The 16,792-nt window shown below is 64.6% G+C and carries 15 protein-coding genes; 8 read left to right on the forward strand and 7 right to left on the reverse strand.

Annotation, left to right across the window (positions count from 1 at the left end):
- Positions 1–51: 51 nt before the first annotated feature.
- Positions 52–1,290, forward strand: coding sequence for an ROK family transcriptional regulator (locus tag ROA7023_RS04965; protein ID WP_159458444.1), 1,239 nt, complete (start codon positions 52–54; stop codon positions 1,288–1,290).
- Between the two features lie 13 nt (positions 1,291–1,303).
- Here the strand turns inward: ROA7023_RS04965 and ROA7023_RS04970 are convergent, their stop codons facing one another.
- Positions 1,304–2,383 (reverse strand): fatty acid desaturase family protein, encoded by a 1,080-nt coding sequence (locus ROA7023_RS04970; RefSeq protein ID WP_143535441.1) that lies wholly within the window; start codon positions 2,381–2,383, stop codon positions 1,304–1,306.
- A gap of 137 nt (positions 2,384–2,520) precedes the next feature.
- Between ROA7023_RS04970 and ROA7023_RS04975 the strand changes: the two genes are divergently transcribed.
- The 5 genes from ROA7023_RS04975 (at position 2,521) to ROA7023_RS04995 (ending at position 7,521) form a co-directional block, all read left to right on the forward strand.
- Positions 2,521–3,552, forward strand: coding sequence for a LacI family DNA-binding transcriptional regulator (locus tag ROA7023_RS04975; protein WP_085877907.1), 1,032 nt, complete (start codon positions 2,521–2,523; stop codon positions 3,550–3,552).
- 170 nt (positions 3,553–3,722) lie between these two features.
- Positions 3,723–4,541, forward strand: a complete 819-nt coding sequence (locus tag ROA7023_RS04980; protein ID WP_234992031.1) for a TIM barrel protein — start codon at positions 3,723–3,725, stop codon at positions 4,539–4,541.
- Positions 4,542–4,630: 89 nt separating this feature from the next.
- Positions 4,631–5,575: a sugar ABC transporter substrate-binding protein gene (locus tag ROA7023_RS04985; protein WP_085877908.1), complete on the forward strand. Its 945-nt coding sequence runs from the start codon at positions 4,631–4,633 to the stop codon at positions 5,573–5,575.
- 96 nt (positions 5,576–5,671) lie between these two features.
- Positions 5,672–6,745, forward strand: coding sequence for an ABC transporter permease (locus ROA7023_RS04990; RefSeq protein ID WP_085877909.1), 1,074 nt, complete (start codon positions 5,672–5,674; stop codon positions 6,743–6,745).
- 2 nt (positions 6,746–6,747) lie between these two features.
- Positions 6,748–7,521: an ATP-binding cassette domain-containing protein gene (locus ROA7023_RS04995; RefSeq protein WP_085877910.1), complete on the forward strand. Its 774-nt coding sequence runs from the start codon at positions 6,748–6,750 to the stop codon at positions 7,519–7,521.
- Between the two features lie 93 nt (positions 7,522–7,614).
- Here the strand turns inward: ROA7023_RS04995 and ROA7023_RS05000 are convergent, their stop codons facing one another.
- The 6 genes from ROA7023_RS05000 to ROA7023_RS05025 all read right to left on the reverse strand — a co-directional run bounded on the left by ROA7023_RS05000 (position 7,615) and on the right by ROA7023_RS05025 (position 13,754).
- Positions 7,615–8,322 (reverse strand): ThuA domain-containing protein, encoded by a 708-nt coding sequence (locus ROA7023_RS05000; RefSeq protein WP_085877911.1) that lies wholly within the window; start codon positions 8,320–8,322, stop codon positions 7,615–7,617.
- Positions 8,323–8,345: 23 nt separating this feature from the next.
- A complete protein-coding gene (locus ROA7023_RS05005) occupies positions 8,346–9,860 on the reverse strand; it encodes a sugar ABC transporter ATP-binding protein (protein ID WP_085877912.1) in 1,515 nt (504 codons plus the stop codon).
- On the reverse strand, positions 9,857–10,858 hold the full coding sequence (locus tag ROA7023_RS05010) for an ABC transporter permease (RefSeq protein ID WP_085877913.1): 1,002 nt from the start codon (positions 10,856–10,858) through the stop codon (positions 9,857–9,859). Before ROA7023_RS05010 ends, ROA7023_RS05005 begins: the two co-directional genes overlap by 4 nt.
- Before the next feature lie 12 nt (positions 10,859–10,870).
- Positions 10,871–11,809, reverse strand: a complete 939-nt coding sequence (locus ROA7023_RS05015; protein ID WP_234992035.1) for an ABC transporter permease — start codon at positions 11,807–11,809, stop codon at positions 10,871–10,873.
- Between the two features lie 93 nt (positions 11,810–11,902).
- On the reverse strand, positions 11,903–12,700 hold the full coding sequence (locus ROA7023_RS05020; protein WP_085877915.1) for an SDR family oxidoreductase: 798 nt from the start codon (positions 12,698–12,700) through the stop codon (positions 11,903–11,905).
- Positions 12,701–12,779: 79 nt separating this feature from the next.
- The gene (locus tag ROA7023_RS05025; protein ID WP_085877916.1) at positions 12,780–13,754 is read right to left on the reverse strand and encodes a sugar ABC transporter substrate-binding protein; all 975 of its coding nucleotides are present in this window, start codon (positions 13,752–13,754) and stop codon (positions 12,780–12,782) included.
- A gap of 321 nt (positions 13,755–14,075) precedes the next feature.
- Here ROA7023_RS05025 and ROA7023_RS05030 point away from each other — a divergent pair, with 321 nt between their 5' ends.
- Positions 14,076–15,785 carry an ABC transporter substrate-binding protein gene (locus ROA7023_RS05030; protein ID WP_234992036.1) on the forward strand — a complete coding sequence of 570 codons (1,710 nt, stop codon included), beginning with the start codon at positions 14,076–14,078 and terminating at the stop codon, positions 15,783–15,785.
- A 10-nt stretch (positions 15,786–15,795) separates the two neighbouring features.
- Entirely contained in the window at positions 15,796–16,602 is an 807-nt protein-coding gene (locus ROA7023_RS05035) for an SDR family NAD(P)-dependent oxidoreductase (protein WP_085877918.1), read from the forward strand.
- Positions 16,603–16,792: the final 190 nt, after the last annotated feature.

A 16,792-nucleotide genomic window follows, 5' to 3' on the forward strand; every position in this document is an offset into this window, starting at 1 on the left:
ACTTGATTTATGAACTATATTTACTCAAGGTCGCGGCAGGGAGATACAAAGTTGTTATCAGATCGCGGTGAAATTCGCAAGAAATCCTGGTTGCCCGACGGCGCCACCCCTCGCAACGTGCGCAACCATAACGAACGCCTGGTGCTGACGACGATCCGCAACTCCGGCCCGATCCCCAGCTCCGAGATCGGACGGAGGACGAATCTGTCGGCCCAGACCGCCTCTGTCATCACCCGCTCGCTCGAGGGCGAGGGCCTGTTGCGGCGGGGCGAGCCGGTGCGTGGCAAGATCGGCAAGCCCTCAACCCCGATGGCCCTGGCACCCGACGGGGCGCTGTCCTTCGGCCTGTTGATCGGCCGGCGGGGCGCGGACCTCTTGCTGATGGACCTGATCGGCCGGGTGCGCGCCCATCTCGACACCCATTACCCCTACCCCACCCCCGCGCGAATCATCGACTTCGTGACCGATGGCGTGTCCAGGCTGACGGCAGATCTGCCCGCCACGCAGCGCGGCCGGATCAGCGGGCTGGGCGTGGGCGCCCCGAACGAATTGTGGAACTGGCTCGACATCGTCGGCGCCGCCCCCGAGGAGATGGCCGCCTGGCGCGAGATCGACCTGGCGGCCGTCCTGCACGACGTCGTGGGCCTGCCCGTCCAGCTCGGCAACGACGCGACCCTCGCCTGTTATGGCGAGCAGGTCTTCGGCGTCGCCTCCAGCCACCGCAACTACGGCTATTTCCATGTCGGCCACTTCGTCGGCGGCGGCATCGTCCTGAACGGCAGCGTCGAGAGCGGGCCCACGGGCAACGCCGGCGCCTTCGGCTCGATCATCGTCGGCGACCCGACCGCGACGGACAACCAGCTGATCCATGCGGCCTCGCTTCACGTGCTGGAGCGCATGTTGAGCGCCAAGGGCCTGCCCGCGCCCGATCGCTATGGTCAAAGCGACGCCTGGCAGGTGGACGACGCCGTGCTGGCCGACTGGCTGGAGATGACAGCGACCGCGCTGGCCACCGCGGCGATATCGGTGACCGCGATCCTCGACATCTCGACCGTGGTGATCGACGGCAGCTTTCCGGGGGCCGTGCGGGCACGGCTGGTCGATCTGGTGACCGCGAAGATGGCGACGGCGGACACCCGCGGCATCCGCGCCCCGCGGGTCCTCGCCGGGGCGCTCGGCGCCATGGCCGGGGCGCTCGGCGCCATGGCCGGGGCGCTCGGCTCGGCCTATCTGCCCATGGCCACGCAGTATTTCATCGAAGGGCTGGACCTCTCGGCGCCCGGCACCTGATCCGCGTGCGCCCCTACTCCGCCGGAACCCCGGCGGCAGCGCCGTGGAATTCCTCGCGATATGGCCGGGCGCTCGCGGGCAAGTCTCGCCGCAGGTAATAGCCCTCGTCGTGCCTCTGGCGCAGCAGTGCGCCCAGCATCTCGGCCAGCGCGGCGGGGATCGAGGGGTTGGGCGGCGGCAGGTCATGCCGGATCCGCGCGTGCAAGTCCGGAAGGCGGTGATAGGGCACCATGGGAAACATGTGGTGCTCCACATGATAGTTCATGTTCCAGTAGATGAAGCGCGAAACCCGGTTCATGCAGACCGTGCGCGAGTTCAGCCGGTGGTCAGTCACGTCCTCGGCCAGCCCGCCGTGCTGCAACAGGCCCGTCATCACGTGATGCCAGGCGCCATAAAGGCGCGGCAGCCCGATCAGCATCAGCGGCAGGATCGACCCGGCGGCCAGGCAAAGCGCGAGCGTCGCGGCGTAGATCGCCGTCCAGATCCGGGCCACGCGGATCACCTTCGGCCGCTCACTTTCGGGAATGAACTGCGCCTCTTCCGGATGGACCCGGCCCGAGGCGTTGTAGAGCATGCGGCCAAGACCGAGCCAGACATCGCGGATCCCGAGAAACACGAGGCCAAGCCGCAGGAAACCGGGCGGCCGCATCACCGCGATCTCGGGGTCGCGGCCGACGATGATGGTGTCGGTATGGTGGCGCGCATGGCTCCAGCGCCAGGTGTGCGGATTGCGGATCATGCAGAAGCTGGCGAGCTGGTAGAGCGCATCGTTCATCCACGGCGTCTTGAACGCCGTGCCGTGGCCGCATTCGTGCCAGCGGCTGTCCATCGCCGAGCCGTAGAGCACCCCGTAGGCCAGCCAGAAGGGCACCGACCAGATCGTGGGCCAGAACGCGATGCCCAGCCCGGCGAACACCGCCATGCAGCCCAGCAGGATGACGGTATCGCGGATCGCGGGCTGGTCGCTGCGCTGCATCAGGGCCTTCATCTCCTTGCGCGGCACGTCGGTGTGATACCACTCGGCCGCGGCGAGGCCGATCTCTATCGCGCGCTCGGCATCGGCGCCCAGCAGGCTGTAATTCCTCTTCGGCATGGGAGTGGCTCCGGTCTGATTGGCTGCACAGACATACCCGGGCCGCCCCGCCGCCCAAAGGACCCGGCCGACGAATGCTTCACGCGGTGTCATTTCATGATATACGAAATGATATTTCTCTATCATGGATCGTCATCATGGCCCGGCGTCCGACCCTGAAAGACGTGGCCCGGGAGGCGGACGTCAGCATCGCAACCGTCAATCGCGCCATCAAGGGCACGCCGAACGTGCGCGAGGAGACGGTGCGCAAGGTCTCGGACGCGGCCCACCGGATCGGCTATCACGGGGTGGGGTTGCTGTCGCAACGACTCCGGACCGATCTGCCGGAGGTGCGGCTGGGCTTCGTCCTGCACAAGCAGAAGCAGGCGTTCTACCAGGAATTCGCGGAGGAGATCACGCGTCAGGCCGCAGCCTACGGCGCGGCGCGTTGCAAGGTGCGCATCGTCTTTCTGTCGTCGCAATCGCCCGGCGATGTCGCCGCGGCGCTGCGCGAGATCTCCGGGCAGGTGGACGCGGTTGCCGCCACTTCGGTCAACCACCAGTCCGTGACCGATGCGGTGGCCGAGCTGCACAACGGCGGCACCCCTTGCTTTGCCCTGCTGTCCGACTTCGGCCAGGGGGTCCGGACCACCTACATCGGCCTGAACAACCTCAAGATCGGGCGCGGCGCCGCGCGCATGCTCTCCGTCGCCTCGCGCAACAAGGGCAAGCTGGCGCTGTTCGTCGGCGGCTACCGCTGGCACGGGCACGAGCTGCGCGAAACCGGCTTTCGCAGCTTCTTCCGCGAGCACCCCGACGATTTGCATGTCCTCGACACGCTCGTGAACCTGGAGACCCGGCAACTCACCTACGAGGCGACGCTTGCCCTGCTGGCCCGTCACGGGGACCTTGCCGGCCTCTACGTCGCGGGCGGCGGGATGGAGGGCGCGATCGCCGCCCTGCGAGAGGAACGGGCGCCGGGGCAGGTGGCGCTCGTGGTGAACGAGCTGACGCCCGAGTCGCGCCGGGCGATAATCGACGGCTATGTCACCATGATCATCCGGACCCCTTTGGCGACGCTCTGCCACACTCTCGTCGGTCAGATGGCGGCCGTCGTCGCCAATCCCGACCATGCGCTGCCGGGGCAGACATTCCTCGATCCGGTGATAACCCTGCCCGAGTTCCTCTGACTGATACTTTGCTATCATCGCGCTTGCGGTAGTTACCTCATCCATGACGCAAAGTGGTCCGGTGCAGCTTGACCCGATAGCCCTGCGCCGGTCACTCATTGCGTGCGGGCGCTGTTGAGGAGCGGCAGCCGCGGCGGGGCCTGACGGGTCCCAGGGAGAACATTGCGCGCATGTTGCCATTCGCGATCAATCACATGACCTGCCCCCGGCTGCGCTGGGACGAGCTGTTGACGCTGGCCGTCGGGCTTGGCTGTGTCGGCGTCGAGTTCCGCAACGACCTGGAGACCCCGCTATTCAGCGGCGAGGCTCCCGAGACGGTCGGCGCCAGGGCACGCGACCTGGGGCTGCGGATCATCGGCCTCAGCGAGGTCTACAGCTTCAACTTCTGGGACGACGCGATCGCGGCGAAGGTGGCGGCGCTGATCGTCACGGCACAGGGCTGCGGCGCCGAAACCATCAGCCTGATCCCCCGCAACGACGGTACCGGCCTCGGCAACGGCGAACGCCAGGCGAACCTGCGTCTGGCGCTGCGCGAAATCAAACCGATGCTGGAGGCCGCGGGCCTGACCGCCCTGGTCGAGCCGCTGGGCTTCCAGCGCTCGTCGCTGCGGTCCAAGGCCGAGACGATCGAGGCGATCCACGCGCTGGGGGGCGACCGAGTGTTTCGGCTGGTGCACGACACTTTCCACCACACGCTTGCTGGGGGCGGCGAGGTCTTCCCCGGGCGGACAGGCCTTGTTCATGTGTCCGGCGTCGAGGATCCGACGCCCGCCGTCTCGGAGATGGAGGACAGCCACCGGGGTCTGGTCACGCCCCGCGACCGGCTCAGCAACATCGACCAGCTGGCCGAGCTGTGCGCCGGGGGCTACCTCGGCCCGATTTCGGTCGAGGCATTCTCGCCCGACACCCATGCATTGGCCGACCCCGTCGCGGCCCTGAGAGAGACTTTCGACTTCATCCGGACCAGCCTCGGGGCGAAAGCCGCATAGGTCCGCATGATCTTTGGGGCCGGGGTCGACCCGGCCTTTTCCGGACGTGAAAAGGGGGTGAACCGGACACCCGTTTGGGAGGAAAACCAATGAAGAAGACAATTCTTGCCGCAGGCCTCGTGTCGCTGATGTCGACCACCGCCATGGCCGAGACCATCGGCGTGTCGATGGCCGCGTTCGACGACAACTTCCTGACCGTGCTGCGCAACGGCATGATCGAAACCGCCGACGGCATGGACGGCGTCGACATCCAGGTCGAGGACGCCCAGAACGACGTGGCCCGCCAGCTGGACCAGATCAACAACTTCATCGCCTCGGGCGTGGATGCGATCATCGTCAACGCGGTCGACACCTCGGCCACCCAGGCGATGTCCGCCGCTGCCGAAAGCGCGGGCGTGCCGCTGGTCTACGTCAACCGAGAGCCGATCAATGTCGACGAATTGCCCGACAACCAGGCCTTCGTCGCCTCCAACGAGATCGAATCCGGCACCCTTGCCGCTTTCGAGGGGTGCAAGATGCTGCGGGCCGCAGGCTATGCCGGCGGCGCGGACATCTACATCCTCATGGGTGAGCTGTCGAACCAGGCGGCCGTCCAGCGCACCAAGGACTTCCACGACGTGATCTCGATGGACATGTGCTCGTTCATCAACATCGTCGACGAGCAGACCGCCAACTGGTCCCGCGACGAGGCGACCGACCTCATGACCAACTGGCTGTCCTCGGGCGACGAGTTCCAGGCCGTGTTTGCCAACAACGACGAAATGGCCATCGGCGCGATCCAGGCGCTCAAGGCGTCCGGCGTTGCGATGGACGACGTGATCGTGACCGGCGTGGACGCGACGCAGGACGCGCTCGTCTCGATGAGCCAGGGCGAGCTCGACGTCACCGTGTTCCAGGACGCCGCCGGTCAGGGCACCGGGGCGCTGAACGCGGCCCTCGCGCTGGCCGCGGGCGAAGAGGTCGACCAGAAGGTCTACATCCCCTTCATCCTCGTGACGCCCGACAACATGGGCGAGTTCATGGGCGCCAACTGAGCGCGTCCATGATATGCTGAAAACGGAGGCGGCGGCGAAAGCCGCCGCCATCAAAGGGGCTGACGCGGCGGGAGCGCGTCGGAGGGAGAGCGCGACATGGCAGAGACGACACATGGCATCGGCGGTCTGAAATACGACCATTCCAAGCGGGAACGACCGCAAGAACTGAACGTCTTCATCGCGCTGATCCTGATCGTCGCGGTGTTCGAGGGCCTTGGCTTCTGGCTGATGGGCCAGAGCTTCCTGTTCGACAGCGGGGACCGGTTCGACTCGATCTTCAACGAGGCGCGGCTGCAGATCATCATCCTTCAGGTCGCCATCATCGGCATCATCGCGATCGGGGTGACGCAGGTGATCCTGACCGGCGGCATCGACCTGTCCTCGGGCTCCATCGTGGGGGCCGCGGCGATGATCGCCATGAGCTTCGCGCAGGTCGCCGAGGTAAACGGCTTCCCCAACCCCAAGGGCATCTTCATTGAACAGGGCTGGGTCGATCTGCCGGTCATCGTCCCGATCGCTGTCGGCCTCGCCTGCGGGGTCGTCGCGGGGGGCATCAACGGGGCGCTGGTGGCCTACACCAAGATTCCGCCCTTCATCGCAACCCTCGGCATGATGGTGACCGCGCGCGGGGTGGCGAAGTGGTGGTCCAAGGGTCAGCCGATCTCCTTTCCGACCGAGAGCTACTCCAAGCTCGGCGCCGGCATGACGCCGGTGGTCATCTTTCTGGCGCTCGCGGTGCTCTTTCACCTGATCCTGCGCTACACGGTCTATGGCAAGCATACCTATGCCATCGGCTCGAACGAGGCGGCGGCTCGGATGTCGGGCATCAATGTCGCGCGGCACAAGGTGATGGTCTACACCATCGCCGGGGTCCTCGCCTCGGTCGCCGCCATCGTGCTGTCGTCCAAGAACCTGACCGCGCAATCCGGCATGGGCGTGATGTATGAACTCGACGCCATCGCCATGGCGGTGATCGGCGGCATTTCCCTTCAGGGCGGGCGGGGATCGGTGATCGGCACCGTCATCGGTGCGCTGATCTTCGGCGTGATCATCTCGGGCTTCACGTTCCTCAGGCTCGACGCCTACTACCAGGAGATGGTGAAGGGCGCGATCATCGTCGGCGCGGTCGTCCTCGACCAGTGGCGCCAGAACAAGGGAGGCAAGACGTAGCCATGGCCGATATCATCCTGAAAACCGAAGGGCTGACCAAGCATTACGGAGGCGTCCACGCCCTTACCAACGCTAATTTCGAGATCCGCAAGGGCGAGCATGTGGCCATCATGGGCGACAACGGGGCGGGCAAGTCCACTTTCGTCCGCCAGATCACGGCCGTCGAACAGCGGACCTCGGGCAAGATCACCTTTGACGGGAAGGAAGTCGCATTCGAGGGCCCGCTCGATGCCCGCGAAGCCGGGATCGAGACGGTGTTCCAGACGCTCGCGCTGGCCGACCACCTGGACGTGTCCGACAACCTCTTTCTGGGGCGCGAGAAAATCCTGTTCAAGCTGGGACCGTTCTCGATCCTGGACTACAAGGGGATGCGCGAGGCGACCCGCGCGGCCCTGCAGAAGACGGGGGTCAAGATCCCCAATTTCCGCAACACGATCCAGAACATGTCGGGCGGTCAGCGCCAATGCGTGGCCATCGCCCGCACGGCGACCTTCCACTCGAAGCTGACGATCATGGACGAGCCCACCGCGGCCCTGGGGGTGCAGGAGACGGCACAGGTCGAGAACATCGTGCGCACCCTCAAGGAGGCGGGCGAGCCGCTGATCCTGATCAGCCACAACATGCGGCAGGTGATGGATCTCTGCGACCGGATCGTCGTGTTCCGCCGCGGCCAGATCGTGGCGAACCTCAAGAAGGAAGAGACCGACGGACAGGATGTCGTGGCCTATATCACCGGCGCCAAGACCCAGCCGGAATATGCAGAGGCCGCCGCCTGAGCGGCTTTGATCGAGCGGCGTCCAGGCCATCTGCACCCGTCGTGGTCCGCCCCGTGACGGGCCGACCGGCGCACCCGAACGGATCTCAGCGGGTCAGGCCGGTTCCCGGGCCGCCCAGAGGGCCCCGCGCCGAATGATCTCCGTCACCTGCGGCACCTTGAGGTCGTCCAGCTCGTGCCCGATAGAGCAATAGAAGACCCGCCCCTTGTCCCAGCGCCGTTTCCAGACCACCGGGATCACCGTGCCCTCGATCCACCAGAGGTGTTCGCCGCTGAAGGTCGTGGTGGCCAGGACCTCGTTCGACGGATCGACCAGCATGTAATATTGCTCGGTCTTGAGACGGAAGGAGCGGATGCCCTGCACGATCGGATCGGCGGGCTTCGTGATCGTCACGTCGTAGTCGATGTAATCCTCGACCGGTTGCAGGTTGTCGGGCCAACCGGGCGGATGCGCCACGAACTGCCCGCCGATCAGGAAATGATAGGTCGGGCGGTCGCGGAAGGCGTCGCCCATGTGCCCGTGCCACCCGGCCAGGCCACAGCCGTCGCCGATCAACTTCAGCAGACCGTCCTCCTGCGGCTTGGTCATGTTGCCGAATTCTTCGCGATGGCCGGACCGGGCCGAGGACCAGATCGGCGTGATCAGGTCCACGTCGGCCATGTCCTCGGGATGCGCCAGGGGCTCCAGCGTGTCGTGGACCACCACCTCGACCCCGTTGGCCGTCAGCAGTTCGGCGTACCAGTCACTGAAGGTCGTGGGAGAGTGACCCTCCCAGCCGCCGACGAAAAGGGCCGCTTTCATCTGTCTCTCCCCTCAGTCGCGGCTCAGGCCGCCGCGTCCGTGCCGCCCAGACCCGAGATCGCATGGATCAGGCTGTCTTCGGTCACTTCGGCGGCCGAGAAGGTCCGCATGATCCGGCCCGAATACATCGCGACGATCCGGTCCGACACGCGCAGGACCTCCGGCATCTCGGACGAGATGACGATGATCGCATAGCCTTGCCCGGCCAGTTCCCGCAGCAGGTTGTGGATCTCGGATTTGGATCCCACGTCGATGCCCCGGGTCGGTTCATCGACGATCAGCACCTTGGGCTTCATCGACAGCCACTTGCCGATGACGATCTTCTGCTGGTTGCCGCCCGACAGGTTCCCCACGATGGACCGCCAGCTGGGCGCCTTGATCTCCAGGCGTTTCTGATAATCCTTGTAGATGTCGACCTCGGCCCCGCCCGAGACGAACGGCCCCTGCGTGAGGTCTGAAATCTGCGGCAGGGTCATGTTGTCCCGGCAGTTCATGCCCAGCACCAGCCCTTGTTCCTTGCGGCTTTCAGGCACCAGAGAGATGCCGTTGGCGATCGCCTCCACCGGGGAGTTGATCGTCACTTCCTTGCCGTCGAGCATGATCTGGCCATGGGAATGCCGGCGCAGGCCAAAGAGCGTCTCTGCGATTTCCGTCCGCCCCGCACCGACGAGCCCATAGAACCCGACGATCTCGCCCGCATGGACATCGAAGCTGATGTCGTGGAACAGGTTGCCGCAGCTCAGGTTGCGCACCGACAGCTTGACCTCGCCCCGGTTCGAGACGTTTGTCCCGTTGGAGGTGTCGAGCGTGCGGCCGATCATCAGATGCGTCACCTCGTCCTCGGTCGTCTCGGCGGTGTTGAGCGTCCCGCGATAGGCGCCGTCCCGCAGGACCGAGATCCGGTCGGTGATCTTGAAGGTTTCCTCCATGCGGTGGGAAATATAGATGATCCCGACGCCATCTTTCTGAAGATCCTTGATGATATCGAACAGAACGACCTTTTCCGAGTCCGTCAGCGAGGCCGTCGGTTCGTCGAAGACCACCACCTTGGCCGAATGGGTCAGGGCGCGGGCGATCTCGCACATCTGCTTCTTGGCGATCGACAGCGAGCCGATGCGGGTGCGCGGACCGAAGTCGCAGTTGAGCTGCTTTAGGATCGTGCCCACCCGATCGTCGAGCGTTTTCCAGTCGACGAGGCCGAAGCGCTTGCGCGGCAGTTCGCCCAGAAAGACGTTTTCGGCCACCGTCATTTCTTCGGCCAGCGACAGCTCCTGATGGATCAGGATGACGCCGTTTTCCTTGGCCGCGATCGGGTTGGTCATCACCACGGGCTTGTCGTCGATCAGGATGCGGCCCTCGTTGGGCTGGTGCATCCCGGCCAGGACCTTCATCAGCGTGGACTTGCCCGCGCCGTTCTCGCCCATCAGCGCGTGGACCTCGCCCGGGCGGACGTCGAAATCGACACCGTCCAGGGCCCGCACGCCGGGGAACGTCTTCACGATGCCTTCGAGACGGAGAACCGGTTTCTGTTCGGTCATACCCGCAACTCCTCTTCGCCCTTGAGGTTCAGCTGACGATCCAGGAACAGGACCGCAATGAGGATGAGACCGATCACGAGGTTGACTGTCTCGGTATCCGCGCCGATGTGGCCCAGGCCCTTGCGCAGCAGCTGGATGGCGATCACGCCGCCGAAGGTACCGATGATCGAGCCGTAACCGCCGGCCAGCTTGGTGCCGCCCAGAACGACCGCGGTGATCGCCCAAAGCTCGTAGAGCATGCCGTCGTTGGGATTGACCGAGCCGCTCTCGGAGTAGAACACAACCGCGCTCAGCGCCGCCAGGAACCCGATGATCATGAAGTTAATGACAATGTGCGGCCCCACGCGGATGCCCGCGTTGACGGCGGCCTCGCGGTTGTCGCCGATAGCATGGGCGTTGCGGCCATGAACTGTCCGGGTCATCACGAACCACAGGATGATGGTGACCGCCAACAGGAACCACGTCGCCGTGTGCAGCCCAAGGAACTGCGCCTCGGCGAAGTCCACCAGCGTCCAGTTCAGGTGCGAGGTCGGCTGTTCCCCGTTCATCATGAACACCAGGCCGCGATAGCCGAGCATCGAGGCAAGCGTGACGATGAAGGCGTCGACCCCCGTCTTCCAGACGATGATGCCATTGATTGCCCCTAGCACCACGCCGGTCAGCAGCGCCAGGATCCAGGCTACCGGGATCACCCAGTTGCCGAGGCCCGCGAAGATCGGCCAGGTCATGCTGTCCAGCAGGACGATCGCCGCCAGCGCATAGGTCGCCCCCACCGACAGGTCGATATTGCCGTTGATCATGATGATCGTCATGCCGACCGCAATGATCCCGATGGGCGCGGATTGCTTGAGCAGCAACAGCATGTTGTCGAGGTCCATGAAGGCATTGTCCGACAACGACAGGTATGCGCCCGCGACCGAGAAGAAGATCAGCTCCAGGACAATGAAGCCCCAGATCGCGCCGCTCTTGATGAGGTCCTTGGTGGTCTCGTTAGACATGTCCCGCCCTCCTCAGGCGATCGGTGACCAGAGCTTGCCGCGCTTGGCCGCAACGTCGAGCCAGACTGCAAGGATGATGATAACCCAGGTCACGACGAACTGGACGTAGAATTCGAGGCCGACCAGCAGCAGCCCGTTCTGGATGAAGCCCAGGATCAACACGCCGATGACGGTCTTGTAGATCGCTCCCGAGCCACCCATCAGCGACGCGCCGCCCAGGATGACCGCGGCCAGAACTTCCAGCTCCAGCCCCTGCCCGACCGTGTTCTGGCTGCCCATGGAGCGGCTGGCCTGAAGCATGCCGGCAAAGGCCACGCAGAACGACGACATCAGGTAGCACAGGAACACGACCCGCGCCCGGCGGATGCCCGAGAAGGTCGCCGCCGTGCCATTGCCACCGACCGCATAGACCTGTCGGCCGAAAGGCGTCCGGGCAAGCAGCAGACCGAGGACCAGCGCCAGCAGGCCGAAGATCAGGATCGGCACCGGCAGGCCGAAGACCACGCCCTGGCCGAACACGTCGAACCAGGTGCCTTCCTTGTCGGCGATATCCATGTTCTTGCCGCCGGAATAGGTCAGCGTCAGACCATGGATGGCAGATAACATCCCCAATGTGACAATGAGTGAGTTGAGCCTGAGGTAGCCGACCAGGAACCCGATGAAGGCGCCAAGGCACATCGTCATCCCGAACATCGCCGGGATCGCCAGCAGCGGCCCCAGCTTGTCATGCAGATCGAGCACCACGATGGTCGAAAACGACATCATCGAGCCAACCGACAGGTCTAGGTTGCCGCTGATGACGACGAAGGTCACCCCCAGCGCCATCACCCCGATGATCGTCGAGGACCGTATGACACCAAGGATGTTGTCCACGGCCAGAAATCGCGGGTTCGCCATTGTGAACACGATTATGAACAGAATGAACGCGACAAGAATCCCCTGTCGCGCCATGAACTGGGCCACGTGGGCCTTGTTCAGCCCGCCGCTGGACGTTTTCTGCGGTGTATCAGTCATGCGGTCCTCCCCAGACGCATGTGGCCCGGCTCAAACGAGGGTCATGCCCCCGTCGATCATCACGATCTGGCCGGTCATGTAGTCACTGTCCCGGGACGCCAGAAAGGTGGTCGTGCCGGTGATGTCTTGCGGTTGGGCCACGCGGCCCTTCAGGATTTCGGAAGAGAATTCTTCCATGGCTTGGCCGGGCCGCTCCGACGCGCCGATGGACATGAGGTCGCGATCGACCTCTTCCCACATCTCGGTGGCGACCACGCCGGGGGCGAACCCGGTGACCGTTATATCATGTTTTGCCAGATCGCGCGCCCCCGACTGGGTCAGCGACACGACGGCCCATTTCGACGCGCAATAGGGTGCCACATTGTCGAAGCCCTGGCGGCTTGCGATCGAAGCGGTGTTGACGATCTTGCCGGGCCCGCCCTGTCGGATGAATTGCTTGGCCGCTTCCTGCATGCCGATCATGCAGCCCAGCCCGTTGACACCCATTATGAAATTCCAGTTTTCCTCGGTGGCATCGAGGAAATTCATCGGCTTGTTCACACCGGCGTTGTTGAAGACGACGTCGATCTTGCCGAAGACGCTGACCGAATGGCCTATCATGGCCTGGACCTGCGCCCGGTCCGTCACGTTTACGGTGGCATGAGTCACCATGCCCCCCGCCCCGGAGGCGCGACCCTCGTTCGAGGCGGCGACCGCCGCTACCTTTTCGGCGTTCATGTCGGCGAAACAGACGTCCGCTCCTTCATCGAGCAACGCCTCGCCGATGGCACGCCCGATACCCTGCGCAGCCCCTGTCACGATGCAGGAACGTCCAGAAACACGGCCCATTGTGGCCTCCCTCTCACGACACTGACGTGTGCGGAATGCGCGGGGCGGACACTGTCCGCCCCGCGCGGTCTGAGAGAGATCAGAAGACGGGCTTGGAGAACTCGTCCATGTTGTCCTGAGTGATCTTCGGCGTGTCGAAGTAGTTCAGGAACGGCACATCTTCGCCGTTCAGGACGTCGATCGCTGTCTGCAGAGCAGCTTCCGCATCATCGACAGGCGACTGGTAGATGGAGCCCCAGTAGGTGCCCGCTTCCATCGCCTCGTAGCCGACGGAGAAGTTCGTCGCGCCGACGAAGGTGATGCCGTCTTCGCGGCCCGCGGCCACGGCCGCGTTCAGGGCGCCGACGCCCATGTTGTCGTCACCGGCATAGACGCCGTCGATGTCGTCGTACTTGACGAGGAAGGCTTCCATGACCTGCTGCGACTTCTCGCGGTTCCAGTCGCCGGGCTGGGTCTCGACCAGTTCGACGTTCGGGCAGACTTCGGGAAGACGCTCCTCAAAGCCCTGCGCCCGCTCGATGGCGGTGGTGTAGCCGGGCTGACCGGAAATCTGCACGACGCGGGCTTCGTCCTGGATGCCCAGGTCGGTGAAGCGCTCGCACATGATCTCGGCCGAGCGCGAGCCTTGGGTGATGTTGTCGGGCCCGGAGAAGGACGCGACGAAATCAAAGCCGGCCTCGGCGATGTTCGAGTTGGTCACGATGACCGGGATGTCTTCCTGGAACGCCTTGCGCACGGCGGGGATGACGGCCTCGCCGTTGGTCGGCCAGATGATGATGGCGTCGACTTCCTGCTGGATCAGGTCCTCGACCTGGGCGATCTGGCGGGCGACGTCACCACCGGCGTCGAGCACGACGGCCTCGACATTCGGGTTGGCTTCGGCCGCGGCGATGAACGCGCTTTCGTAGGTCGTCTGGTAGCTGTCGACGCCCACGTTGTTCTGCGTGATGCCGATCCTGTAGGTTTCGTGGGCTTCCGCGAGGGCGGAGCCGGCAACACCGACGGATGCGATGGCAGTGGACACCGCGAGTGCGGTCTTGAGCTTGCTGGTCATTATCAGGGGTCCTCCCAGAGTTTCATTCCTTGGCTGCCCGCCGTCCTCTGCGGCGCGGAATCATCCGTGGCAGCCTGGCCTACATGCTTCGTTGATCGACAAAGCCTCGGCTCGGGTCTTATTATCCAATATGGATTTTGTGACATCCATTTTGGACTAAATGGCGATATGGCTTCTCTATCGAAATGGACAACCTGTGATAGGTCAGCGATGGACAGACAGAAACCCAACCTCCGCAGGCCAAGGGACACGGCTCAAGTGATCGCCTCCGCTCACGAAAATATCCAAACTGGAAGCTCCTCCCGGGGGGCCAGGGTGGATATGTTGACAGCCGCGCCGGACCTCGACCTCGTGACCGCGTTCCTGGAAGAGCTCTCTGCCGAGCTGGAGACATCGCTCGACCCCACGGCACCGAACCCCTATCTTAACATGAGCTTGCACCTGCTGCGCTGCCACCTGGAGGGTCGAACGGTGACCGCTTCGACCATGGTCGCTGCGGCCAGCGTGCCCTACGCCACGGCGACACGCAAGCTGGCCGACATGCAGAAGGCGGGGCTGATCGAGCAGCGTCCCCGTTCGCGCACCGGCAAGTCGTTCTCGCTGCATCCCAGCGAAGAGATGCTCTCGAATTGGAGCCAGCTGGCGGACCGGATTCGCCGCCAGGGCCAGCGCACCTTCGGCACCGCCGACAGGGCGCCGGCGACCTCGGATTACTATTTCGGCGGCTCCTACATGGTGGGCAAGGGCCTGATCGCCCCGCCGCAGGTGCTGCAGCGGCCGCTCAAGCTGTCCGGGGGTCTGCGGATCCTGGTGCATGGCGACCCGACCTTCATGGTGATGGACGCGCTCAAGCGCCAGTTCGAGCAGATGGTCGGTGCGCAGATCAACCAGCGCGCCTTCTCGATCGACCGGCTGCGCGAGGAAGGCCTGCGCAACGCCGCCCGCCCCACCAGCCGCTACGACCTGATCGCCGTGGATCTGCCCTGGGTCGGCGAATTCGTCGAGAAGGGCGTGCTTACGCCACTCGAGGACGTGATGGACATCGAGCGGCTCGACCCGGGCGATTTCCACACCGCCGGCTGGCGCGGGACCCACTGGGCCGGTCATCCCTACGGCGTGCCCAGCCAGACCACGCCCGAGCTGATGTTCTACCGCCGCGACCTCTTTGCCGAGGCCGGGCTGGCCCCGCCGACGACAAGCGACGCGGTCCTCACCGCCGCGCGGGCCCTGCACAAGCCGCGCCAGGGGCGCTTCGGCATCGCGTGGAACGCCGCGCGCGGCACGGCCCTGGGCCATACGTTCATGATGACCTGCGCGGACTTCGGACAGCCCATCGTGCGGATGCCCGAGATCGCCGGCGGCTATGACGCCGACGTGCTGGCGGATGGCGACCTGGAGCTCACCATCGACACGCCTCTGGCGCTCGAAGCTTGCGAGTACATGCTGGAATTGCTGGATTATTCGCCTCCAGACATCCTCTCGATGTCCTGGTACGAACGGATTCGGCCCTATGCCTCCGGCAAGGTGGCGATGGCCTACGGTTACACCCTGCTTGCGCCCTATTTCGAGCTCGACCCAAGCTCTCCGGCACATGGCAGCACCGGATACCTGCCGCACCCGCCCGGCCCGAAGGGCAATCCGGTGGCCCCGGTGGGCGGCTACATGCTGGGGATACCGGCAAACCTGGCCAAGGAGCGCATCCCCGAAGCGGTCGAAGCGCTGATCGCCTTCACCTCGCCCGAGGCGCAGAAGGTCTACATTCAGAATGGCAGCCGCACGGCGCCGCGCTACTCCGTTGGGGCCGACCCCGAGGTGCGCCGCCTGTCGCCGATCTTCGCCGCCGTGGACGAGATGTCCTGGCGCGACGAGCTGCAGTTCTGGCCCCGCCCGCCGATCCCGCAGATCCCCGATATCATCCAGATCTGCGGCGAGGAATTCCACGACATGCTGCGGGGAGTGAACTCTCCGCGCACCGCGCTCTCGCGGGCCCAGTCACGGGCCGAGGATGCGCTTCTGCGACAGATCACATAGGGAGGAATACATGGACCCCAATCGACTCACGGGAAAGAACATCCTGATCACCGGCGCCGGCCGCGGCATGGGTGCCGCAAACGCCGAGCACTTCGCGGCGCAGGGCGGCAACGTCTGCCTCGGCGATCTCGACCTCGACGCCGCTCAGGAGATTGCCGACAAGATCAACGCCGCCGGCAACGGCAAGGCCGTGGCCGTGCGCATGGACGTGACCAAGCGCGAGGACAATGCCGCCGCCGTCGGCGCCACGGTCGAGGCCTTCGGCATGATCAACGTGGGCCTCTTCAACGCGGGCCTGAACAAGCCCCGGTTCTTCATGGACATCGATGAAGACAACTGGGACATGATCATGAACGTCAACACCAAGGCGATGTGGCTGGGCATGCAGGAGACCGCGCGCCAGATGATCGCCCAGGGCCCGCAGGAAAAGCCATACAAGCTGATCAACGTGGGCTCGATCGCATCGCGCAAGCCGCTGGTCGACGTGACCGTCTACTGCACGTCCAAGTATGGCTGTCTCGCGCTGACACACTGCGGCGCCATCGGCCTGTCGGAGCACAACATCACCGTGAACGGCTACGCGCCCGGCGTGGTGGTCACCCCGCTCTGGGAGCAGCTCGACAAGGATCTCGTCGATATCGGTTTCAAGGAGAAAGAGGGCCAGGCCTACGAGGACATCGTCCGCGACGCGCTGCAGATCAAACGCGTGTCCTATCCCGAGGACATCCTGGGCACGGCCGCGTTCCTCGTCAGCCACGACAGCGACTACATGACCGGTCAGATGATCCACATCGATGGCGGCTGGTGCATCCAGTAGCGGCCCCCGCCAACACAATGAATACCAACAAGAAGGGCGGCCCTGCCGCCCGTAGGAGCCTTCCATGTCCCGCGCATTGATGCCTAATCTTTTGACGCCTCAGGATCTTGAGCCCAACTGGGAGTGGCGCGAGCGCCTACCTGCTTGGGGTCATTCGTCTGTGGATTTCGAACGCCGGATCGACCATGAC

Origin of the sequence: Roseisalinus antarcticus, from assembly GCF_900172355.1 — a bacterium.
In the GTDB taxonomy this organism is placed as follows: Bacteria; Pseudomonadota; Alphaproteobacteria; order Rhodobacterales; family Rhodobacteraceae; genus Oceanicola; species Oceanicola antarcticus_A.

Excerpts from the sequence above, each read along its gene's own strand:
- ROA7023_RS05010 (WP_085877913.1), bottom strand. The coding sequence starts at position 10,858 with ATGTCTAACGAGACCACCAAGGACCTCATCAAGAGCGGCGCGATCTGG.
- ROA7023_RS04970 (WP_143535441.1), bottom strand. The coding sequence starts at position 2,383 with ATGCCGAAGAGGAATTACAGCCTGCTGGGCGCCGATGCCGAGCGCGCG.
- ROA7023_RS05000 (WP_085877911.1), bottom strand. The coding sequence starts at position 8,322 with ATGAAAGCGGCCCTTTTCGTCGGCGGCTGGGAGGGTCACTCTCCCACG.
- ROA7023_RS04985 (WP_085877908.1), top strand. The coding sequence starts at position 4,631 with ATGAAGAAGACAATTCTTGCCGCAGGCCTCGTGTCGCTGATGTCGACC.
- ROA7023_RS05020 (WP_085877915.1), bottom strand. The coding sequence starts at position 12,700 with ATGGGCCGTGTTTCTGGACGTTCCTGCATCGTGACAGGGGCTGCGCAG.
- ROA7023_RS04990 (WP_085877909.1), top strand. The coding sequence starts at position 5,672 with ATGGCAGAGACGACACATGGCATCGGCGGTCTGAAATACGACCATTCC.
- ROA7023_RS05025 (WP_085877916.1), bottom strand. The coding sequence starts at position 13,754 with ATGACCAGCAAGCTCAAGACCGCACTCGCGGTGTCCACTGCCATCGCA.
- ROA7023_RS04995 (WP_085877910.1), top strand. The coding sequence starts at position 6,748 with ATGGCCGATATCATCCTGAAAACCGAAGGGCTGACCAAGCATTACGGA.
- ROA7023_RS05015 (WP_234992035.1), bottom strand. The coding sequence starts at position 11,809 with ATGGCGCGACAGGGGATTCTTGTCGCGTTCATTCTGTTCATAATCGTG.
- ROA7023_RS05035 (WP_085877918.1), top strand. The coding sequence starts at position 15,796 with ATGGACCCCAATCGACTCACGGGAAAGAACATCCTGATCACCGGCGCC.
- ROA7023_RS05005 (WP_085877912.1), bottom strand. The coding sequence starts at position 9,860 with ATGACCGAACAGAAACCGGTTCTCCGTCTCGAAGGCATCGTGAAGACG.
- ROA7023_RS04980 (WP_234992031.1), top strand. The coding sequence starts at position 3,723 with ATGTTGCCATTCGCGATCAATCACATGACCTGCCCCCGGCTGCGCTGG.
- ROA7023_RS05030 (WP_234992036.1), top strand. The coding sequence starts at position 14,076 with ATGTTGACAGCCGCGCCGGACCTCGACCTCGTGACCGCGTTCCTGGAA.
- ROA7023_RS04975 (WP_085877907.1), top strand. The coding sequence starts at position 2,521 with ATGGCCCGGCGTCCGACCCTGAAAGACGTGGCCCGGGAGGCGGACGTC.